Raw genomic sequence first — 21,565 nt, forward strand, 5'->3', positions numbered from 1 at the left:
CGACATGCGGCGGGGGGAGAAGCCGGCGGGATCCGTCCCCTTTTGCTCCGCCCCCTTTTGCTCCACCGGGGTTGCCGCCACCGGTTCCGCCACCGCCTCCTCCGGCGCGTTCTCACGCATGTAGGCGACGAAGGCGTCGTCCAGGCTGGCGGCGTCCTTGGCCCGGCGCAGGTCATCGGGCGCGCCCACGGCCAGCACGCGGCCGGCCTGCATGAAGGCCACGCGGTCGCAGCGCGCGGCCTCGTTCATGTAGTGGGTGGAGACGAAGATGGTCACACCCTGGTCGCGCGACAGGGTGGTCAGCTGCCGCCAGAAGGCGTCGCGCGCCACCGGGTCCACGCCCGACGTGGGCTCATCCAGGATCAGCACTTCCGGCCTGTGCAGGACCGACACGGCCAGGGACAGGCGCTGGCGCACGCCCAGGGGCAGGCTGTCGGCCAGCGCCGGCAAATAGGGCGCCAGGCCGAAATCGGCCACCACCTCGGCCACGCGGGCTTGCGCCACGTCGCCGGTCAGGCCGAACAGGGTGGCGTGCAGGTCCAGGTTCTGCGCTACCGACAGGTCGCCGTAGAGGGAGAAGGATTGCGCCATGTAGCCCACCCGCCGGCGGGTGGCCAGGTCGCCGGGGTCGACCGCCTGGCCGAACAGCAGCGGCGTGCCGGCGCTGGCCGGCAGCAGGCCGGTCAGCATCTTCATGGTGGTGGTCTTGCCGCAGCCGTTGGAACCCAGGAAGCCGAAGATCTCCCCCTTGGGGATGGCGAAGCTGACGCGGTCCACGGCGACGAAGTCGCCAAAGCGCCGCGTCAGGTCGCGCGCCTCGATGGCGATGGGCCGGCCGGGGGGCAGCGGGGGCACCGCGGTGGCCGCGTCGGGACCGCGCCGGTCGGCCGGCAGCAGGGCCACGAAGCAGGATTCCAGGTCGGCGGTGCCCGTGCGGGCCATGAGGTCGGCGGGGGAGCCGTCGGCCAGGATGCGGCCGCCGTCCATCATAACCGCCCGGTCGAAGCGCTGGGCCTCATCCATGTAGGAGGTGGCGACCAGCAGCGTCATGCCCGGCCGTTCGGACCGTATGCTGTCGATCAGGTCCCAGAACTGCCGGCGCGACAGGGGGTCGACACCGGTGGTCGGCTCATCCAGGATCAGCAGGTCGGGGTCGTGGATCAGGGCGCAGCACAGGCCCAGCTTCTGCCGCATGCCGCCGGACAGCTTGCCCGCCGGCCGGTCGGGGAAGGGGGCCAGGCCGGTGGCGGCCAGCAGGTGGTGGATGCGCCGGCCGCGCTCCTCGGCCCCCTGGCCGAACAGCTTGCCGAAGAACTCCAGGTTCTCCCGCACCGACAGGTCGGGATAAAGGTTGCGGCCCAGGCCCTGGGGCATGAAGGCGACGCGGGGCTGCAACCGCCGCCGGTCGGCCCCGCGCGCCATGTCGCCGCCCAGCACCGCCAGCCCGCCCTGCTGCAGACGCTTGGCCCCGGCGATCAGGCCCAGCAGGGTGGACTTGCCCACCCCATCGGGGCCGATCAGGGCCAGGCTGCCGCCGGCCGTCACCGACAGCTCCACGGCATCCAGCGCCCGCGTGCGGCCATAGCGGTGGCTGACGCCCGCCACCCGTACCGCGACGCCCGCCGTCATTTGGTCGCCGTCGGGGTTGTGGTCAGGCGCGATTGCAGCCAGGCGGGCCAGGTGGCCTGCGCGTCCAGGCGGACGTAAGCCGTACCGCTGACGCCGGTCTTCACCTGCTCGATATGGCCGGTCACCAGGGCCTGGGGCACGCGGGCCTTCAGGCGGAACATCATGCGGTCGCGCTCCGCCCGGGTTTCCACCTGCTTGGGTGTGAACTGGGCTTTGGGCGCCACGAAGCTGACGGAAGCCGGGATGGCCAGGCCGGGCAGGGCGTCCAGCAACAGGCGCACCTCCGCCCCCAGCGCCACGCGGTTGGCGTACTCGGTCGGCAGGAAGAAGGTCATGTAGACGTCGGACAGGTCCAGCAGGGTGGCGACCTTGCCGCCGGCGCCCAGCATCTCCCCCGGCTGGGCCAGCTTGTACAGGATGCGGCCCGTCACCGGCGCCTTCAGGATGCCGTCGTCGGCCAGGTCGCGCATGCGGTCGGCGTCGGCCTCCGCCGCGTGGATGGCCTCGTCCGCGGCGCTCAGGCCGCTTTTGGCCGATTGCAGGGCGGCACCGGCGCTGCGCTGCTGGTTGCGGTTGGTGTCCACCCGCTGCTGCGAGACGTTGCCCCGCTCGAACAGCTCGGTCGCGCGCTTCATTTCCTTGTTGGCCAGGTCCAGGTCGCTCTGCCGCTGCACCACCAGGGCCGCCGCCTGGTCGCGGGTCTTGCGCGCCTGGGCCAGGGCCGCCTGGGCGGCGCGGGACTGCGCCTGCACGTCGCGCACGTCCAGCTTGGCCAGCACGGCGCCGGCCTGCACCAACTGCCCCTCTTCGAACTCGATGGACAGGACGCGGGCGGCGTACTTGGCGGCGATGTCCACCTCCTGCGCCTCGATCCGCCCATCGGCGGAGACGAAGCCTGCCGGCAGCTTATTGCCCTGGGACCGCTGCCAGTACACGTAACCGCCGCCGGCCGCACCGGCCAGCAGGATCAGCACCAGCAGGAACCTGAGGAAACGCATGGGATGGTGCTCCTATTCAATGGCCGGCGGCTTCAGGGGTCTGCGGCGGGGCGGGCGCCTTCAGCAGGGCCGCCATCTGGCGCAGCAGCGTCAGGCGCTGGGCGTCGTCGCCTTGGCGCAGGCGCTCGCTCAGGTCCAGCACGGTGCGGGCGTAGAGGTTGTGCCAATCCTCCTCCGGCACGGTGGCCAGGCGCGGCTTGGCGGGGGCCACCCTTTCGGCGTGCCCAGGCCGCAGCACGATGGTGTCATCCAACTGCGGCTGGTGGATGGGGACGGATAGGCCGCTGGCGGTCATGGTGGTGGCCAGGACGTCGGCCAGCGCCTGGCGGGGTGCGGTCTCGCCATGCATCAGCGCCACCCCGCCGCGGATGGGGCCGCGCGCCGCCAGCCAGGCCAGCAGGGCCGCCTGGTCGGCATGGCCGGAATAGCTGTCCAGGGTGCGGATGCGGGCGTGGACCTCGATCTCCTCCCCATGGATGCGGACATGGCTGGCGCCTTCCACCAGGATGCGGCCCAGGGTGCCCGGCGCCTGGTACCCTACGAACAGGACGGTGGCGTTGCGCTGCCACAGGTGGTTCTTCAGGTGGTGGCGGATGCGGCCGGCGTCGCACATGCCGCTGGCGGCCATGATGATGGCGCCACCGCCCAGGCGGTTCAGGCGCTTGCTGCCCTCCACCGCGGTGATCGGGTGGAAATAGGGCCGGTCGAAGGGGTTGGCGACGGCGGCGTGGTTGATGGTGGGCAGGTGCTGGCGGAACACCTCCGTCACGTTCACGGCCAGGGGGCTGTCCAGGAAGATGTCGGTGCGCGGCAGCGCGCCATCGTCGATCAGCCGGTCCAGGTCGTACAGAAGCTCCTGCGTCCGCTCCACCGCGAACACGGGGATCAGCAGGACGCCACCGGTCTTCAGCGCCGCCTGGACCTCCTCGCCCAGCTGGCGCCGCCGTTCGTCGTTGTCCACCGGCGGGCGGACCGTGCCGCCGTAGGTGGACTCGCAGAACACCCAGTCCACCCCGGCCGGGCCCTCGGGCAGGCCGTGGAAGGGCTTGTCGCCCGGGCCCAGGTCGCCGGAGAACAGCAGCGTCTGCTCCCCGCCATCGCCCGCCACCCTGACCTCCACCGAGGCGGAACCCAGCAGGTGGCCGGCGTCCCAGAAGCGGATCCGCACACCGCGCATCACCTCCACCCAGATGCCGTAGTCAGCGGCCTCCAATTGCTCCAGGCAGGCTTCCGCGTCCTTGCGGGTGTAGATGGGCTGAACCTCCGCCCGGCCGCGCTGGCGGTTGCGGTGGTTCAGGTGCATGACCTCGCTTTCCTGGATGAAGCCGCTGTCCGGCAGCATGAAGGTCAGCAGGTCACGGGTGCCGCTGGTGCAATGGATGCGGCCCTTGAAGCCCTGGCGGCACAGCTTGGGCACCAGGCCGCTGTGATCGATATGGGCGTGGGTCAGCACCAGGGCCGCCGGCTCGCGCACGTCAAAGGGGAAGTCGCGGTAGTTCAGCTCCTTGACCGTCTTGGGGCCCTGAAACAGGCCGCAGTCGATCAGCAGGGTGCCGCCGTCGTGGCGGATCAGGGTGCAGGACCCGGTGACGGTGCCGGCGGCGCCGTGGAAGGTGACGGTGGGGATCATGTGGCAGGCCTTTAAACGATCAGGCGGGGACTGAAGCGGTTGCGCACGGGTCGGCCGGCACCTTCAGCCCATGGTCCAGCAGGGCGCGCCACAGGCCGGCGGCGTCGTTGGCGAAGGTGAACAGCTCCAGGTCGGCTGACGAAACCATGCCGGTCTTGGCCAGGACCGCGAAGTCCAGGATGCGGGACCAGTAGACCTTGTCCATCAGCACCACGGGTATGGGCGGGGACTTGCCCGTCTGGCGCAGGGTCAGGATCTCGAACATCTCATCCAGGGTGCCGAAGCCGCCGGGGAAGATCACCAGGCCGGCCGCGCGCATGGCGAAGTGCAGCTTGCGCATGGCGAAGTAGTGGAACTGGAAGGTCAGGTCCGGCGTGGTGTAGGGGTTGGGCTGCTGCTCATGGGGCAGGGCGATGTTGAAGCCGATGCTGGGCGCGCCGGCCTCCCATGCGCCGCGGTTCACCGCCGCCATCAGCCCGCCGCCGCCGCCGGTGGCGATGACGTTGTCCCGGACGCCGGACCGTCCATCCAGCGCGCCGCCCCGCAGGGACGCCAGCCGGCCGAAGGCCCGCGCCTCCTCGTACCACCGCGCCGCGCTGGGGAACTGGGCCAGGCGCGCCGCCTCTTCCTCCGTGATCGGACCCGTGGCCGGGTCGCGCACGCGCGCGCTGCCGAACGTCACCAGCGTGGACCGCACACCCCAGGCGCGCAGCCCCTCCTCCGCCTTTTCGTATTCCAACATCAGGCGGGCGCCGCGCATGCTGTCGCCCATCAGGAAATCCCGGTCCAGGGCGGGCAGGCGATAGGCTGGTGACGATGTCTGTGCCCGGTTGGCGGGAAAGGGGGCGTCGCGGGACATGATGGAAAACATCCTTGTCACAAAACGCACGGAACTCAACGGGCTAGCGCCCCACCCGTGCATGACCTAACCATTCACCATCTTGGCCATTGTCAAAATGATTCACCTCAATTGGCGGAACGGAGGCTTGGCGGAACAGGGTGGCGACGTGAAGAAGCATGCTGCTACCGCCACCGGCAATGGGCATAGGCCCTTTTTCGTCCTTGCGCCCGGCGGCCGCGGCGGGCGCTTATGACGGGCTTGCGCGCCAACGGTTTACAGGGTGGCCGGCCATCCGGCCACGGCGCGGGGGCGGGGAAATCGCAGGTTGGCCGCGCGGCGCCGCGGGCTGGGTTTTGGAGGGGCATGTGGAGTTGGTGACCGATCCGCCGATCGTCGGCATCGGGGCGTCGGCGGGCGGGGTGAAGGCGCTTCAGGCCTTCTTCGAGGCGCTGCCGGATGAGCCCAACGCCGCCTTCGTCGTGGTGATCCACCTGAACCCGGAAAAGCGCAGCGAACTCGCCGCCATCCTGTCCACGCGCACCCGCATGCCGGTGTCGCAGGTCGCGGACAAGGTGCACCTGCGCAACAACCATGTGTATGTGATCGCGCCCGACAGCGCGCTCAATATCGCCGACCACATGATCTCGGCGTTGCCTTTCGATGAGCCGCGGGCCAAGCGGGCGCCGATCGACCTGTTCTTCCGGTCGCTGGCGGCGCAGCACAGCGACGGCTTCGCCATCATCCTGACGGGCGCCGGCGCGGATGGCGCCCTGGGCGTGCGGGCGATAAAGGAGGTGGGCGGCATCGTCCTGGTGCAGGACCCGGACGAGGCGGAGTTCGCCTCCATGCCGCGCAACGCCATCGCCACCGACGCCGCCGACTTCGTCCTGCCGGTCCGCGACCTGGCGCGGCAACTGGCGGAGCTGCTGAAGCACAAGGGCCAGGACGCCGACCCGCTGATCCCGGACAGCGAAGACGAGATGGTGCGCCGCATCCTGTCCCACGTCCGCGTGCGCGTGGGCCACGACTTCAGCCAGTACAAGCGGGCGACCATCACCCGGCGCATCGCCCGGCGCATGCAGGTCAGCCAGCAGGACACGCTGCCCGCCTATCACGTCTACCTGCGCGAACATGCGAACGAGGCGCAGGCCCTGTTCGCGGATTTCCTGATTTCCGTCACCACCTTCTTCCGCGACAAATGGGCCTTCGAGCAGCTGGCCACCCTGGTCATCCCCCAGCTGTTCGAGGGGAAGGAGGCGGCGAGCAGTATCCGCATCTGGGTCCCGGCCTGCGCCACGGGGGAGGAGGCCTACACCATCGGCATCCTGCTGCTGGAGGAGGCCGCGCGCCGCGACGTGCGCCCGGAAATCCAGGTGTTCGGCTCCGACCTGGATACCGACGCGCTGGCGGTCGCGCGGGAGGGGTGTTACGCCGCCGACATCGACAGCGACATCAGCGCGGAACGCCTGGCCCGGTTTTTCCAGCGCGAGGGCGACAACTACCGCGTCCGGCGCGAACTGCGCGACGTGGTCATGTTCGCCAGTCATAGCATCCTGCGCGATCCGCCCTTCGCCCGGGTGGACATGGTGTCCTGCCGTAACCTGCTGATCTACCTGGACCGGGATCTGCAGCACCAGGTCTGCACCACGTTCCATTATGCCCTGAACCCAGGCGGCTTCCTGTTCCTGGGGGCGTCGGAAAGCGCCGACAATCCACCGGGACTGTTCCGCGCGGTGGACCGGGAGTCCCGCATCTATCGCATGGTGCCCAACACCGGCGAACGCCGCACGGCCCTGCCCATCCTGCCCGGCACCCACCATTCCGCGACCGCCCGGGCGGCCGCACCCCACCGGCTGTCAGGCCCCAGCAGCGATGTCGCCTTGCACCGCCAGATGCTGGAACGGGTGGCGCCGCCCAGCATGCTGGTGGATGAGACGCACCGCGCCATCCATCTGTCGGAAACCGCCGGCCGCTTTCTCCAGCCCTCGGGCGGGCCGGTCACCACGGTCGCCACCGACATGGTGCGGCCGGAACTGCGCTTCGACCTGGAGGCGGCGCTGCACCGTGCCTTCGACCGGGGTGAAACCACCCTCAGCCGGCCGCTGGTGGTCCGCTTCGACGGCGCCCCGCAGCGCATCTACCTGCAGGTGAAGCCGGTGCTGGAGGAGGGCGACCCCGGCCGCTACGCCCTGGTGCTGTTCATCGAGGGGGAAGCGGTGCGGGCGGACGGCGACGACGCGGAGGCGGCGGACAACCGTGAACCCGCCAATGAAACCATCCGGCACCTGCAGGAAGAGCTGCAGCTGGCCCAGAGCCGCCTGCGCGCCACGCGGGAGGAGTCGGAGGCGGCGAACGAGGAATTGCGCGCCGCCAACGAGGAACTGCAGTCCATCAATGAGGAATACCGCTCGACGTCGGAGGAGCTGGAGACCAGCAAGGAGGAGCTGCAGTCCACCAACGAGGAACTGCAGACGGTCAACAATGAGCTGAAGCAGAAGCTGACCAGCGTCTCGCGTGCCCACAGCGACCTGCAGAACCTGGTGGCGGCGGCGGATTTCGGGACCCTGTTCCTGGACTCGACCCTGCGCATCAAGCGTTTCACCCCCCGCGTCACCGAGCTGTTCAACATCACCGCCACCGACGCTGGCCGGCCCATCACGGATTTCACCCACCAGCTGGACTATGACCAGCTGGCCGATCACGCCCATGCCGTCCTGCGTGAGCTGACCCTGCTGGAACATGAGGTGCAGAGCCGGGACGGCGGCTGGTACCTGGTACGCATCCGGCCCTATCGCACGGTGGACGATCGCATCGACGGTGTCGTCGTCACCTTCGTCGACATCACGGAGCGCCGCCGCGTGGAAGAGGCGCTGCGTGACAGCGAGGCGCGGCTGAAGCAGGAGATGCGGCTGGTCGAATTCTCCCGCGCGCCCATCTTCGTCTGGGAATATGACGACGGCGCCGTGCAGTGGAACCGGGGCAGCGAGGAACTGTACGGCTATTCCCGGGCGGAGGTGTTGGGCCGGGACGTGGCGGCGCTGCTGCGCTCCACCCCGCCCGGGGGCACCTTCGACGCGGTGCGCCAAGCCCTGGCCGACCAGGGCGTCTGGAGCGGGGAGCTGCAGCACACCACCAAGGATGGCCGGGTGCTGACCGTGGAAAGCCAGATCGAGATGATCAGCGTCGCCGGCCGCCGGCTGGTGTTGGAGAGCACGCGCGACATCACCGACCAGAAGAAATGGGAACAGCGGCGCCAGCTGCTGCTGGGGGAGTTGCGCCACCGGGTGGGCAACACCCTGGCCGTGGTGCAGTCGCTGGCGCGCCAGACCCTGCGGACGTCCGGGTCCAACGACCGCTTCGTGGACCTGTTCGAAGGCCGCCTGACCGCGATGGCCCGCGCCCACACCCTGTTGGTGGACGGGCATTGGGAGGGGGCGGAGCTGACGGCCCTGGCCCGCGTGCAACTGGCGGCCTACATGGGCGCTGATCCCCAGCGCTTGCGGCTGGAGGGGGAGGCGGTGTTGTTGCCGCCCCATCTCGCGACGCCGTTCGGCCTGGTGCTGCACGAACTGGCGACCAACGCCGCCAAGTACGGCGCCTTCTCCACCGCCGGCGGGCGTGTGCTGCTGAGCTGGACGCGGGGGGAGCGGGACGGGCGGCCCATTCTGGCGGTCAGCTGGCGGGAATTCGGCGGCCCCGTCGTGGTGGTGCCGGAACGCCAAGGCTTCGGCGGGGTTCTTATAGAGCGCGGACTGCCCGGGGCGGTCGTGGCGCGGCGGTTCGACCCGGCGGGGTTGGTCTGCACGATCGAGATCGGTCTTGAGGAGGAAGAGCATGATGGTGACGACACGTGATCCAGAGACGCGGGATCCAGATCTGCCCCTGGCCGGCATGTGCATCCTGGTCGCGGACGATGAGGTGGTGATCGCCCTCAACCTGGAAGAGACGTTCCGCGACGCCGGGGCCGACATCGTCAGCGCCGCCACCGTGCCGCAGGGAATCATCGCCGCCCGCACACCGAACCTGACCGCCGCCATCCTGGACGTCAGCCTGGGCCGGGAAACGTCCGAGGCCGTGGCCGACGTGCTGGTGGAGCGGGGGATTCCGTTCTGCTTCTACAGCGGCCAGATGCTGTCGCCCCGCATGCAGGCCAAATATCCCGGCGTCCCCGTCCTGACCAAGCCGGTCCGGCAGGAGGCGTTCCTGACGACCCTCCTGTCGCTGGTCCGCCCGCGGAAGGCCCTGGCCTGAGGGTTTTACGCGTTCCCCCAGGCGCCCGGTTCCTTCCGGTGCCCGCTCCCTCGTATGCTGGGCGCCAGCATCCGCTGGCTTGGCTGATCCTCACTCTCCCCAACTCGTTGGCAAGTCCCTCCGCGTCGCGGGCGGGGCTGGCTGCCGGCTGCGCCGCCGGCGCCCTTCCCGATTCATAGCATTGGCAAATGATTAGTGAAATCATTTCGATTTGACGTGAAATCAGCGGTAATTGAGTAATTCAACATCGATTGCGCGTTAACCGATGCCGCATTGAACGGTTCGGGCGTGACCATCGGTGTCGTCCTGGGCCGCCAGGCAAGCCATGCAGTGGGGAGATCATGAAAAAATCAATGTCCCGGCAGTTCAATCCGGGCAAGGCCAAGACGGGGGCCGCGCTGACCGCCGCTGCCCTGCTTCTCAGCATGACGGCCGCCCAGGCCCTGGCGCAGACCGCACCGGCGGATGCCGGCGCGCTGGAGGAGATCATCGTCACCGCCACCCGCCGGTCAGAGCGCCTGGACCAGGTGCCGATCGCCGTGTCGGTGCTGAGCGGGGAGGTGGCGGAACGCCGCCTGCTGACCGACATCCAGGACATCAGCACCGCCGTGCCAGCCCTGAACTTCCGCACCGGCGCCTCCAACAAGGACCGCAACATCTTCGTGCGCGGCATCGGCACGGTCACCACCTCGCCGGGGGTGGAGCCGTCGGTCTCCACCGTGGTGGACGGCGTGGTGCTGGCGCGGCCGGGCCAGGCGACGCTGGACCTGCTGGACATCGACCACGTCGAGGTGCTGCGCGGCCCCCAGGGCACGCTGTTCGGCAAGAACGCCACCGCCGGCGTCATCAACATCGTGTCCAAGGATCCGACGGAAGAGGCGCACGGTTATGTCGACGCCGCCTACCTGGGCGGGGGCGATGAATACCGGGTGAAGGCCGGCGTGTCCGGCGCCCTGGTCCCGGGCAAGCTGACCGGCCTGATTTCCGCCATGACCAGCGGCTATGACGGCAACGTCACCAACCGCGCCACGGGCGACACCGTGAACGGTTATACCCACAGCGGCGCCCGTGCCAAGCTGCGCTTCACGCCCAACGACGACGTCACCGTGACGGTGGCGGCGGACTATCTCTTCTCCCGCGACAGCGTGCCCACCGGCGTCTTCATCACGACGACCCAGACGGCCTACCCGACCAACGCCGTCACCAACAGCGCCGCCCTGGCCACCAGCCTGGCGACCGCCGGCATCCATCCCTCCGCCTACAACACCGAGATCAGCGCCAACACCAACAGCGGCACCAAGGACAACAACGGCGGCATCGCCGCCACGGTGGACTGGAACCTCAACGGCTACACCCTGACCTCCGTCACCGCGTACCGGAAATGGCAGAACCAGCAGTTCCAGGACTATGACCAGCTGTCGGCCCTGTCCACCGGCCTGCCGGCCGTGGTGGACAACGGCTATCTGCTGTTCAGCCAGACGTCGGAGGAGCTGCGCCTGGCCTCGCCCAAGGGCGGGCTGATCGATTATGTCACCGGCCTCTATTACATGCACGCCGTGGATACGGAGGTGTATCAGCGCGGCGTGACCCAGGTGTCGGGCGGCGGCACGCTGTCCAACAACGGCACCTCGCGCTTCGGCACCACCGGCGACAATTACGCCGCCTTCGGCGAGGCCACGATCAACATCACGCCGGACTTCCGGGGCATCGCCGGTGTCCGCGTCGTGCATGACGACCTGGACTACCATTTCCAGCGCGTCTCCTCCTCCGCCACGGCGGTGACGGGCATCCAGCCCTCCTACGCCAGCAACGGGTCCACCGGCACCACCGACTATGCTGACCGTCTGGGTCTGCAGTGGGACGTGGACCGCGACGTCAGCACCTACTTCACCTATTCGCGCGGCTACATGGGCCCGGCCTACAACGTCTTCTTCAACATGACGTCCACGGCGGCCCTGGCGCTGAAGCCCGAAACCTCCGACAGCTACGAGGTGGGGGTGAAGGCCAAGCTGCTGGGCGGGCGCCTGCAGGCCAACCTGGCCGGCTACATCACCAATTTCGACAACTACCAGGCCAATTTCACCGACACGGTGGCCGGCGCCATCGTCACCCGTCTGATCAACGCCGGCCAGGTGTCGACCAAGGGCGTGGAGGCCGATTTCACCTACCGGCCCATCGACAACCTGACCCTGACCCAGTCGCTGGCCTGGACCCAAGCGCGGGTTGACCACTTCCAATGCCCGGTGGGGGCGGCCAGCAGCTGCGACATCGACGGCCAACCCTTGCCCTTCGCCCCCGACTGGAAGCTGGACAGTGCCGCCAGCTACACCGTGCCGCTGTACCAGGGCCTCAGCCTGATCCTGGATACCGACTACCGCTGGCAGAGCAAGGTGCAGTACCAGCTGACGGAAACGCCGGACACCATCCAGGGCGCCTATGGCATCTGGAACGGCGGCGTGACCCTGGCCAACACGGACCAGCAGTGGCGCGCCAGCATCCTGGTGAAGAACATCCTGGACACGCACTATTCCTCCTACCTCGCGCGCGGCAACCTGGCGGGCGTGGTGCGCTGGGTGCCGCGCGACGGCAGCCGGTACTGGGGCGTCACGTTGCACAAGGACTTCTGACCGGTGCTTCCAGGACGCCGATGGCTGCTGGCGCTCATCTTGGGCGCCTGCATCCTCAACTACGCCGATCGCCAGATCATCGCCCTGGTGAAGCCGCTGCTGTCCCAGGACCTGGGATGGACGGACGCCGACTATGGCCGGCTGACCGCCGTCTTCCAGCTGGCGGCGGCCTGCGCCTTCCTGTTCGCCGGTCGCTTCGTCGACGTGGTGGGCGTGAAATGGTCCAACCCGCTGGCCGTCGGCTCATGGAGCCTGGCGGCCATGGCCCACGCCTTCGCCGTCACCCTGCCGCAGTTCCTGGCGGCGCGGGTGGCGCTGGGGGCGACGGAGGCGCTGGGCACCCCCACGGCGGTGAAGACCATCGCCGCCAGCTTCGGCCCCACCGGCCGGACGGCGGCGCTGGGCCTGATGAACGCCGCCGGCAGCGTCGGCGCCATCCTGACGCCGCTGGCCATCCCCCTCGTCGCCGGGCACATCGGCTGGCGCGCCACCTTCCTGGTGACGGGCGGTCTGGGCCTGGTGTGGGTGGCGCTGTGGCTGCTGTTCATGCGGCTGGGGGGCGCGGAGGAGGCGTCGCCGGCCCCGGCCGCCGCCGCACCCGCCGGGCCGCGCGCCGGCCTGTGGCGGGAGGCCCTGGCCGACCGGCGCACCTGGGCCATCGCCGGCGGAAAGGTGATGTCCGACCAGGTGTGGTGGTTCCTGCTGTATTGGGCGCCTGACCTGTTCACCCGCGTCTTCCACCTGGACATGGCCGGTGTGGCCGTGCCGCTGGCGGCCATCTACCTGGCGGCGGCCATCGGCTCCCTGCTGGGCGGTACCGCCTACGGCTGGCTGGTTGGGCGGCTGGGGTGGAGCATGAACCGGGCGCGCAAAACCATCCTGCTGGTCTGTGGCCTGTGCGTCCTGCCGGTACCCCTGGTCCTGACGGTGGGCAGCCTGTGGGCGGCGGTGGCGTTGCTGGCCCTGACGCTGGCGGCGCACCAGGGCTTCTCCTCCAACCTGTTCGGCATCATCACCGACATCGTGCCGGCATCGCGCATCGGCATGGTGACCGGCCTGGGAGCCCTGTCGGGCAACCTGGCCGGCATGCTGATCCTGCAGGTGACCGGCTGGGTGCTGGCGGCGGGCGGCGGCTACCTGCCCATGCTGGCGCTGGCGTCAGTGTCCTACCTGCTGGCCCTGGGCTGGATACACCTGTTGCAGCCGGCGCTGCGCCCGGTGGGGAAGACTTAAGGGCTCTCGGCGGCGGTGAGCATTTTCTCCACCGTCGCCATGTGTTCCGCCGCCACTTCCTTCACCAGCTGGCGGAACTGGGCGACCAGGGCCGGCGTCGGGCCGATGGCGGTGGGTTCCAGCAGGGTGAAGGTGGAGGCCACGCGGGGACGGAAGCGGCGGATCTGCGCGCCCAGCCGGGCGAACAGGGGGGCGGAGAAGGGCTCCGCGATGGTGATGCCCAGGCCGGCGGCGACATAGCAATAGGCGGGGAAGGAGTGCTGGGTCTCGATCAGGCGGTCGACCACCACGCCCTCGGTCATCAACATGCGGTCGATGTCGTCCCACAGGGCGTCCGTCTCGTGCATGGGGCCGATGAACCGCTCCCCAGCCAGGTCGCTGGCCTGGATGACGGCCTTGGCGCCCAGGCGGTGGCCGGGCGGCAGCACGCAGACATATTCGGCCGGGACCAGCGGGCTGGTCCGCAAGCCCTGGCGGGGGGCCGCCTCCACGCCCAGGCCCAGGTCGGCCTGGCCCAGGAACACCCTGTCCTCCACCCCCCGTTGCCCCTGGGATTCCACGGTCACCTTCACGTCCGGGTACTGGGCGTGGAAGCGGGCCAGCACCGCCGGCAGGATGCCGCCGGCCAAGGCCGCCAGGGCGGCGACGCGGATGGTGCCCACCGGATGGGCGCGGATGCGGCGGGCCGCCTGCTTCAGCAGCTCCACGCCGGTGAAGCTCTGCCGCACGGCCTCATAGAAGCTGTTGGCCTGCTCGGTGGGAACCAGCCGCCGGCCGCGCCGTTCGAACAGGTCGAAGCCCACCACCCGCTCCAGGTCGGAGATCAGGCGGCTGACCGACGGCTGGCTGATGTTCAGCATGGAGGCCGCGGCGGTGATGCCGCCACTGGCCATCACGGCGCGGAAGGCTTCGATCTGACGTATCTGCATCCATCCATAGTATTCCAGGATGAATTGGGAAATCAATTCGATTGGAATGAATGGATCAACAGTGCCACCGTACTTTGGTTGGGATTTCACCATCCCGTTGTGGGATTAACGACGCGACGCCAGAAAGGGACCTGAACGGTGGCCGAGACGACTGCGCCGGCGACATGCGATGTCGCCTGGTTTTCCGCCCTGTGCGATGACGATTATGAATTCCTGGGCGTGCCTGACAGCCGCCTGCAATCGTCGTTCGAGCATTGCCGCGACATCGTGCTGTCGGCGGAGAGCGGCGGGTACGATACCATCCTGCTGCCGTCCGGCTACGCCCTGGGCATCGACACCATCGCCTTCGCCGGTGCCATCGCGCCGCTGACCCGGCGCATCCGCCTGCTGACCGCCATCCGCTGTGGCGAGCTGTGGCCGCCGCAGGCGGCGCGCCAGTTGGCGACGCTGGATCGCCTGGCGGGCGGGCGCCTGGCCATCAACATCATCTCCAGCGACCTGCCGGGGGAGACGCTGGAGTCCGGCCCACGCTACCGCCGCGCGACGGAGGTCATGTCCATCCTGCGCGCCCTGCTGAACGGCCAGTCCATCGACCATGCCGGGGAGTTCTACCGGTTGGCGCTGGACCCGCCGCGCGTCAGCACCGTCAGCGGCAAGGCGCCGCCCTTCTTCTTCGGCGGCCTGTCGGAGGACGCGCGCGACGCGGCGGCGGAAGGGGCGGATGTCTACCTGATGTGGCCGGACACGATGGACGGCGTCGCCTCCGTCATCAATGACATGAGGGCCCGCGCCGCCGCGCGCGGCCGGACCTTGCGCTTCGGCTACCGCGCCCATGTGGTGGTGCGGGAGACGGAGGCGGCGGCCCGCGCCGCGGCGGACCGCCTGCTGTCGAAGCTGGACGCCGACACCGGCGCCACCATCCGCCAGCGTTCCCTGGACCATGCCTCCGTCGGCGTGCGCCAGCAGGCGCAGTTGCGGGAGGCGGCCGCCGGTGACGGCTATGTCGAGGACAACCTATGGACGGGCATCGGCCGGGCGCGCTCCGGCTGTGGCGCCGCCATCGTCGGCGACCCCGACCAAGTGCTGGCCAAGCTGCGGGCCTACCAGGCGCTGGGCATCGAGGCCTTCATCCTGTCGGGATACCCGCACATGGCGGAGGGCGACCTGTTCGCCCGCCATGTCCTGCCCCACCTGCCGCACGCGCCGCTGGCGCTGGGCAACTAGTTCCGATCGCCTTTGATCGTGACCGATCAAAGGCCCCTCAGGCGCTGGGCGGCCACATCCGTGGCCTTGGCTCACGGGCCTGACCGGCCCGGGCCGGCAGTCGCCGGCCTCAGCGGCATGAGGGGGATCTCACGCCGCTGCTATAACCCAGGGGAGTTGTCCGAGTATGAGTGCGCGTCTGCGTTTCGGCATCATTGGCACCGGCATGATGGGGGTGGAGCACATCACCAGCCTGGCCCTGTCGCCCGAGGTGGCGGTCACGGCCATCGTCGACCCCACGCCCACCTCCCTGGACTGGGCGCGCGACGCCCTGGGGGAGCGGGCGGCCGGCGTCGCCGCCTACCGCACGGTTGAGGAGATGGTGGGGGAGGCCAAGTTGGACGGCGTCATCATCGCTTCGCCCAACCATACCCATCACGACGTGCTGCGACCCCTGCTGGGTACCGGCCTGCACATCCTGTGCGAAAAGCCGCTGTGCTCCAGCCTGGAGGATGCCGCCCGGGTGGCGGAGGCCGCGGCTGGCCATAAGGGCGTGTTCTGGGTGGGCATGGAATACCGCTACATGCCGCCGGTGGGCCGCTTCGTGGAGCAGGTGCACGGCGGCCGGGTCGGCCGGCTGGTCATGCTGTCCATGCGGGAACACCGCTTCCCCTTCCTGACCAAGGTGGGGGACTGGAACCGCTTCAGCCGCAACACCGGCGGCACCATGGTGGAGAAGTGCTGCCACTTCTTCGACCTGATGCGCCTGACCGTGGGGGCGGAGGCGGTGCGGGTCTATTGCTCCGGCGCCATGGACGTGAACCACCGGGATGAGCGGTACGGCGGCCAGACGCCGGACATCATCGACAACAGCTACACCGTCGTGGACTTCGCCAACGGCGTGCGCGCCCTGCTGGATCTCTCCATGTTCGCCGAGGGCGCGCAGGAGCAGGAGGAGATCGTGGCCGTGGGCGACCAGGCCCGCCTGGACGTCACCATCCCCCGGGGCGACCTGGTCCACAGCCCCCGCCAGGCCTTCCGCCGGCCGGAGTTGGTGGAGCGGACGCACGTGGCGGTGGATGGGGCGGCCCTGGCCGCCGGCAGCCACCACGGCGCCACCTACTTCCAGCACCGCGCCTTCCTGGACGCCATCCTGAACGGCGGCCCGGTGGCGGTGTCGGCGGAGGACGGCTACCGCGCCGTGGAGATCGGCGCCGCGGCGGAACTGAGCGCCCGCGAACACCGGGCCGTGGACCTGGCGGAACTGCGGCGCTGAAGGGAAGGCCGGGGCGCCCCGGGGCGCCCCGGCTTCCGGCGTCAGCCCAGGGTCACCTGCCGCCCGTCGCGCACCAGGGGCACGGCGTTGCGGCGCAGGTGGCCCACGCCCGGGTCCAGGATGGGCAGGGCGGAATACTGCATCAGATAGACGCGGCGCAGCTTGGGCGTGCGGTTGCCGCCGGTGGCGTGCAACAGCCGGCTGCTGAAGGCCACGACGCTGCCGGCCGGCACCTCCACCACCACGCCGTCGTCCGGCCCGTTCCAGGTCGCCACCAGGTCGCGGCTGGCCGGGTCGCGCTCATGCGGCAGGATGGCGTCGCGGCTTTCCGGCACTTTGGAGAAGGGCAGCAGGCGTACTGTGCCGTTCTCCACCGTCGCGTCGTCCAGCGGGCACCAGCAGGTGAGATAGGGCAGGTGGTCGGGCGGCCCGCCGTTGTGGGCCATATAGCCGGAATCCTGGTGCCAGCTGAAGGCCATGCCGTTGTCCGGCCCCTTCACCACGAACTGGTCATAGAAGAAATAGGCGTCGGGTCCCAGGGTGGCCCGGCAGATGTCGGCCATCACCGAACCGTACAGCACCGTGCGCAGGGCCGGCCGCTCCCGCTGGCATTCGCCGGCGAAATAGCGCCGGCCGCGATGGGTGATGCCGTCGACCTCCACGCCCAGCGCGTCCAGCCGCGCATCCTCGCGCGCGACGAAGCGCTGGCATTCGGCGCGCAGCAAATCCAGCGCCGGGCCTTGCAACGCCCGGTCGAAGACGGCGTAGCCTTCGGTGGCGAACTGCTGTCGCTGTGCCTCAAAACTCATGGTGTGGTGTTTCCCCTCGGTCGCGCCCGTCCGTCCCCAGGGCGCCAGGATGGCGGGCCGGCGGGGGGAAATCCAATCGAATGACTTCAGGCCCTCATTCGCCAACGCTATGAATGGTTGAGGGTCCAATACCTGCGGCGGCTGCGGTCGCAGCCTACAACGGCATGAGACGCCGTCTCATGCCGTTGGTATCAGATCAGTGGCCGACCACCTGCACCAGGTCCGCCGGCGCCTTGGCGAAGGGCTCGCGCGAGCCGTCGGCCGTCAGCTTGCCGGCCTTGTCATCCCAGCGCAGGGTGGCGAGGACACCGCCCTTGCCCTTCTCGTACTCCAGGCTCAGGCCGTCGTCGTCATAGACGGTGAAGGCGCCGTCGCGGCCCGGGTAGACCTTCAGGGCCACGATCTTCTGCTTCTCCGCCGTCGACTGCACCTCGGACCCCATCGGCAGGATGGAACCGGCCCGCACGAACAGGGGGAGCTGGTCAATGGGGGCGGCCACCGTCACCCACTGGCCGCCGGCCAGCTTCTCGTTGGTCCAGTAGTTGTACCAATCGGCGCCGGCGGGCAGGTAGACCTGCTTTTGCGTCTGTCCGGCCTGCGTCACCGGGGCCACCAGGAAGGCGGGACCGAACATGTATTCGGTGCCGATGTCCGCCACGGTGGGATCGTGGGGGAAGTCCATCCACAGGGCGCGCATGAAGGGCACGCCGGTGTCGTAGGTCGCCTTGGCCTGGGCGTACAGGTAGGGGACCAGGGCATAGCGCAGTTTGTCATAGCGGGCCATGATGGCCTCCGCCGCCGGGCCGAAGGCCCAGATCTCCGTATGCTTGCGGTCGCCATGCAGGCGCAGGGTGGGCAGGAAGGTGCCGTACTGGAACCAGCGGACCATCAGCTCCGGATAGTCGTGGTTCTGGCCCACCGTCTCTTCCGCCCCGGCGGGGCTGACCAGCGGCGTGCCGGTATAGTCGGTGGTCTGCGGCAGGTACTGCCAGCCGCCGATGTCGTTGCCCCAATAGGCGATGCCCGACGCCGTCATGTTCAGGCCGGTGGGGATCTGGCGCCGCAGGGCCTCCCAGGTCGGGGTGATGTCGGACGACCAGAACAGGGCGCCGGTGCGCTGGGACCCCAGATAGGCGGCGCGGGACAGGATCAGCGGCCGGCGGTTGGGCCGCCAGGCGCGCATCCCCTGGGCCACGCCCTCGACATGCAGCAGCGGGAACAGGTTATGGTACCGGTCGCCGGAACCGATGGAATAGAAATAGCCGTCGGGCACCAGGTCGGGCTCGGTCTCATCCAGCCAGGGATAATCGAACCCGTGGCTCAGCACGTTGTCGCGGGCGTGTTCCCAGAACCACTTGCGGGCGTCGGGGTTGGTCGCGTCGATCAGGCCGCCCACGCGGTCGGAGCGGAAGGGCAGGCCGTCCACGCTCTTGCCGTCCTCGTCCTTCAGCAGATAGCCCTTGGTGTCCAGCTCATTGTAATAGCGGCTGGCGGTCTCGAACCGCGGCCAGATGGACACGATGGACTGCATGCCCAGGGCGTGCAGGTCCTGGTTCATGGCGTCGGGGTTGGGGAACTCGGCCGGGTTGATGTCCAGCTGGCCCATGCGGGTCCAGTAGAACCAGTCCAGCACCATGATATCCAGCGGATACTTCTTCTGCCGGTAGGTCCTGGCCACCCGCAGCATCTCATCCTGGCTGTCATAGCGCGCCTTGGACTGGATCAGGCCGAAGGCGGCCTTGGGCGGGATGGGCGTCTTGCCGGTCAGCCGGGCATAGGCGCCGTAGATGTCGGCCGGGGTGTCGCCGGTGATGACGAAGAAGCTGACCCGCTCCCCCACGGTGGAGGACAGGGTGGTGGCGCCGTTGACGCCCGCGCTCAGGATGGTCTCGGCCGGGTTGTCCCAGACGATGGCATAGCCCTTGGAACTGACCAGCACCGGCACGCACACCGTCTCGCCGCCGGGGGCGTCGTACCAGTGCTTGCAGTCCAGGGTGCGGCCGCGCAGGTCCAGCGGGCCCAGCGACTGCTGGTTCTGCCCCATGCCGTAGTAGTGCTCATCCGCCGGCGATTTGAAGCTGGCGCCCACCTGGTAGGTCTTCTCACCCGCCACGGTGTGCGGCGCCATGGACCAGCCGTCCATGGCCAGCACTACCTGGCCCTGGGCGTTCTTCACCTGCAGGGTCACGGGCGGCAGCTGCGGCGCGAAGTACTTCTCCATCTGGCTGGGCACGCGCGGCGGCTTGGCGGCGTCGACATGCAGGCTGAGCGCGTTGGAGGTGAAGCTGTCGCCCGTCTGGTCGCCCACGCGGCGGAAGCCGCCATTGTCCACGGCGCCGGGCAGCAGGCCATAGCCGGGGCCCTTCAGCGCCTGGTCCTTCTCCGTGGCGATGGTGACGCGCACCACGTTGGCGCCATACCCTTCCACCGCGACATAGGCGCCGTTGCGGTCCAGCACCGCCACGGGCTCGGCCATGGCCATGCCGGACGTTAGCGCTACCATCGACGTGAACGCTGCCAGTGCCGTCCGCAGGAACGGCGTCATTTTCCGTGAACCCACCATCTTGAGATCCTGTCCTCCAGGGGTCCGGGCGCGCGCCCGGCTTCTTTGGATATAAATATTATAAAATTTCTAATCGCACGTCATCGTCCCGGTGCAAAGGATAAAACGCCCGCGCGGGCCTGTTTAGGAGAATGGCGCCAGCCCCTCCGGCCGTGCGCGCGCGGCAAGGTGCCACCCAGGCCCCGGGCCTGCGCGCAAAGGCGATCGGCCGGCCCCAGGCCGTACGGATGCTGGCCCGGCCTCACACCAGCGGCATGAACACTCATGCCGCTGTAGGCCCCGACCGGGGCCGCCGGACCTTTTCGGGGAGCGGAGCGGACTGAAAAGGGAGGATAGCCAAGCCCGCGGACGCGGGCGCCCGGCGCCTGAGGGAGCCCCAACCTAAATCGAATAATTAAACGAGCTGTAGGCCAGGTCGCTGAGGGTCTGGTCCAGCTGCCGGGCGCCGTTGCGGGCGCTGTCGTCCACCTTCACCACCCTGGCCGGGACGCCGGCGACGGTGGAATAGGGTTCCGTCGGACGCAGCACCACGGAACCGGCGGCCACCCGGGTGTAGGCGCCGATCTCGATATTGCCCAGGATCTTGGCGCCCGCCCCGATGATGGCGCCCTGGCGCACCTTGGGGTGGCGGTTGCACGTCTCCTTGCCGGTCCCGCCCAGGGTGACGTCCTGCAGCATGGACACGTCGTCCTCCACCACCGCCGTCTCACCCACCACCAGGCCGGTGGCATGGTCCAGGAAGACGCCCTTGCCGAAGGGCACGGCCGGGTGGATGTCGGTCTGGAACACGTCGGACGAGCGGCTCTGCAGGTACAGCGCGAAGTCGCGCGCGCCGTTCAGCCACAGCCAGTGGGCCAGCCGGTGGGTCTGGATGGAATGGAAGCCCTTGAAGTACAGCACCGGTTCGATCAGCCGCTCGCACGCCGGATCGCGCTCCAGCACGGCGGCGATGTCGGCGCGCAGGGCGGCGGGAATGGTCGGGTCGTCCTTGGCCGCCTGGTTGAAGGTGTCCACGATCAGGGCCTGGGACACCACGTCGTTCTTCAGCCGGGCGGCGATGCGGTGGAACACCGCCGATTCAAAGGAGGACTGGTTGATGATGGAATCCAGGAACAGGGGCGCCAGCATGGGGGCGCCGGCCAGCGCCTCCTCCGCCTCATGCCGGATGCGGTCCCACAGGCCATCCCCGGTCAACTGCGCACCTGCCGTTTCCCGCCTCACCAAGGCCAACCGCCCCCCAAGCACCGCCATCGCCGCCTCCTGACACGGGGTAAATCGTGCACCAGCGATGGGCTGCACCGGGAACGTATAAGATCATTGCGGCGCCGGGGGCAATTTCGCAATGCTCAATCATGGCAGCCCTTCGCTTGAGGGATACTCATGAATTGGTCGCGACCGCCGATATGACCGGCATCACTGGCGGGCGGCCTGGAATGGCCTGAACCGGGCCGCCGCCGCCCGGGCACGCCCACTCCTGGCGCGGACATTTGAACACACCATCGGAGTGGCCCTTGCGGAACAGTTGATAAAGACGACGTTCCGCGATGGGTGGCTTGGAACCGCCTCCTCATAAATG

The 21,565-nt window shown here is 69.0% G+C and carries 14 protein-coding genes; 6 read left to right on the top strand and 8 right to left on the bottom strand.

Annotated elements, in window-relative coordinates; genetic code table 11:
- The 4 genes from I55_RS14380 to I55_RS14395 all read right to left on the bottom strand — a co-directional run.
- On the bottom strand, positions 1 to 1,629 hold a 1,629-nt coding region (locus I55_RS14380), incomplete at its 3' end, for an ATP-binding cassette domain-containing protein (RefSeq protein ID WP_148293734.1).
- Positions 1,626 to 2,627: an HlyD family secretion protein gene (locus I55_RS14385; RefSeq protein ID WP_044561277.1), complete on the bottom strand. Its 1,002-nt coding sequence runs from the start codon at positions 2,625 to 2,627 to the stop codon at positions 1,626 to 1,628. The genes I55_RS14385 and I55_RS14380, both read right to left, overlap by 4 nt.
- A 16-nt stretch (positions 2,628 to 2,643) precedes the next feature.
- A complete protein-coding gene (locus I55_RS14390) occupies positions 2,644 to 4,257 on the bottom strand; it encodes an MBL fold metallo-hydrolase (RefSeq protein ID WP_044561278.1) in 1,614 nt (537 codons plus the stop codon).
- Between the two features lie 19 nt (positions 4,258 to 4,276).
- The gene (locus I55_RS14395) at positions 4,277 to 5,116 is read right to left on the bottom strand and encodes an LOG family protein (RefSeq protein ID WP_199902592.1); all 840 of its coding nucleotides are present in this window, start codon (positions 5,114 to 5,116) and stop codon (positions 4,277 to 4,279) included.
- 356 nt (positions 5,117 to 5,472) lie between these two features.
- On the opposite strand from I55_RS14395, the gene I55_RS14400 reads away from it, so the two are divergent.
- The 4 genes from I55_RS14400 to I55_RS14415 all read left to right on the top strand — a co-directional run bounded on the left by I55_RS14400 (position 5,473) and on the right by I55_RS14415 (position 13,209).
- Positions 5,473 to 8,952: a chemotaxis protein CheB gene (locus I55_RS14400; RefSeq protein WP_199902593.1), complete on the top strand. Its 3,480-nt coding sequence runs from the start codon at positions 5,473 to 5,475 to the stop codon at positions 8,950 to 8,952.
- Positions 8,933 to 9,349 (top strand): hypothetical protein, encoded by a 417-nt coding sequence (locus I55_RS14405; protein ID WP_199902594.1) that lies wholly within the window; start codon positions 8,933 to 8,935, stop codon positions 9,347 to 9,349. The genes I55_RS14400 and I55_RS14405 overlap by 20 nt, the downstream gene beginning before the upstream one ends.
- 353 nt (positions 9,350 to 9,702) lie before the next feature.
- The gene (locus I55_RS14410) at positions 9,703 to 11,976 is read left to right on the top strand and encodes a TonB-dependent receptor (protein WP_044561281.1); all 2,274 of its coding nucleotides are present in this window, start codon (positions 9,703 to 9,705) and stop codon (positions 11,974 to 11,976) included.
- Positions 11,977 to 11,979: 3 nt separating this feature from the next.
- Positions 11,980 to 13,209, top strand: coding sequence for an MFS transporter (locus tag I55_RS14415; RefSeq protein ID WP_044561282.1), 1,230 nt, complete (start codon positions 11,980 to 11,982; stop codon positions 13,207 to 13,209).
- Here I55_RS14415 and I55_RS14420 read toward each other — a convergent pair.
- A complete protein-coding gene (locus tag I55_RS14420; RefSeq protein ID WP_159107197.1) occupies positions 13,206 to 14,138 on the bottom strand; it encodes a LysR substrate-binding domain-containing protein in 933 nt (310 codons plus the stop codon). The two genes, I55_RS14415 and I55_RS14420, sit on opposite strands and share 4 nt — an antisense overlap.
- A 138-nt stretch (positions 14,139 to 14,276) precedes the next feature.
- Between I55_RS14420 and I55_RS14425 the strand changes: the two genes are divergently transcribed.
- Both I55_RS14425 and I55_RS14430 read left to right on the top strand, forming a co-directional pair.
- Positions 14,277 to 15,362, top strand: coding sequence for an LLM class flavin-dependent oxidoreductase (locus tag I55_RS14425; protein ID WP_044561283.1), 1,086 nt, complete (start codon positions 14,277 to 14,279; stop codon positions 15,360 to 15,362).
- Positions 15,363 to 15,528: 166 nt separating this feature from the next.
- On the top strand, positions 15,529 to 16,617 hold the full coding sequence (locus I55_RS14430) for a Gfo/Idh/MocA family protein (protein ID WP_252181147.1): 1,089 nt from the start codon (positions 15,529 to 15,531) through the stop codon (positions 16,615 to 16,617).
- A 41-nt stretch (positions 16,618 to 16,658) separates the two neighbouring features.
- Here I55_RS14430 and I55_RS14435 read toward each other — a convergent pair whose 3' ends face one another.
- The 3 genes from I55_RS14435 to epsC form a co-directional block, all read right to left on the bottom strand.
- Positions 16,659 to 17,426 (bottom strand): phytanoyl-CoA dioxygenase family protein, encoded by a 768-nt coding sequence (locus I55_RS14435; RefSeq protein ID WP_044561305.1) that lies wholly within the window; start codon positions 17,424 to 17,426, stop codon positions 16,659 to 16,661.
- A gap of 196 nt (positions 17,427 to 17,622) precedes the next feature.
- Positions 17,623 to 19,929 carry a TIM-barrel domain-containing protein gene (locus I55_RS14440; RefSeq protein ID WP_252181148.1) on the bottom strand — a complete coding sequence of 769 codons (2,307 nt, stop codon included), beginning with the start codon at positions 19,927 to 19,929 and terminating at the stop codon, positions 17,623 to 17,625.
- A gap of 441 nt (positions 19,930 to 20,370) precedes the next feature.
- Positions 20,371 to 21,240: a serine O-acetyltransferase EpsC gene (epsC, locus tag I55_RS14445; RefSeq protein ID WP_083901118.1), complete on the bottom strand. Its 870-nt coding sequence runs from the start codon at positions 21,238 to 21,240 to the stop codon at positions 20,371 to 20,373.
- Between the last annotated feature and the right edge of the window lie 325 nt (positions 21,241 to 21,565).

The sequence above is a fragment of the Azospirillum sp. B4 genome, assembly GCF_000333275.1.
In the GTDB taxonomy this organism is placed as follows: domain Bacteria; phylum Pseudomonadota; class Alphaproteobacteria; order Azospirillales; family Azospirillaceae; genus Nitrospirillum.

Coding starts and splice junctions, on each gene's coding strand:
- I55_RS14410 (WP_044561281.1), top strand. CDS start 9,703: ATGTCCCGGCAGTTCAATCCGGGCAAGGCCAAGACGGGGGCCGCGCTG.
- I55_RS14390 (WP_044561278.1), bottom strand. CDS start 4,257: ATGATCCCCACCGTCACCTTCCACGGCGCCGCCGGCACCGTCACCGGG.
- I55_RS14430 (WP_252181147.1), top strand. CDS start 15,529: ATGAGTGCGCGTCTGCGTTTCGGCATCATTGGCACCGGCATGATGGGG.
- I55_RS14435 (WP_044561305.1), bottom strand. CDS start 17,426: ATGAGTTTTGAGGCACAGCGACAGCAGTTCGCCACCGAAGGCTACGCC.
- I55_RS14440 (WP_252181148.1), bottom strand. CDS start 19,929: ATGGTAGCGCTAACGTCCGGCATGGCCATGGCCGAGCCCGTGGCGGTG.
- I55_RS14420 (WP_159107197.1), bottom strand. CDS start 14,138: ATGCAGATACGTCAGATCGAAGCCTTCCGCGCCGTGATGGCCAGTGGC.
- I55_RS14405 (WP_199902594.1), top strand. CDS start 8,933: ATGATGGTGACGACACGTGATCCAGAGACGCGGGATCCAGATCTGCCC.
- I55_RS14395 (WP_199902592.1), bottom strand. CDS start 5,116: ATGTCCCGCGACGCCCCCTTTCCCGCCAACCGGGCACAGACATCGTCA.
- I55_RS14385 (WP_044561277.1), bottom strand. CDS start 2,627: ATGCGTTTCCTCAGGTTCCTGCTGGTGCTGATCCTGCTGGCCGGTGCG.
- epsC (WP_083901118.1), bottom strand. CDS start 21,240: ATGGCGGTGCTTGGGGGGCGGTTGGCCTTGGTGAGGCGGGAAACGGCA.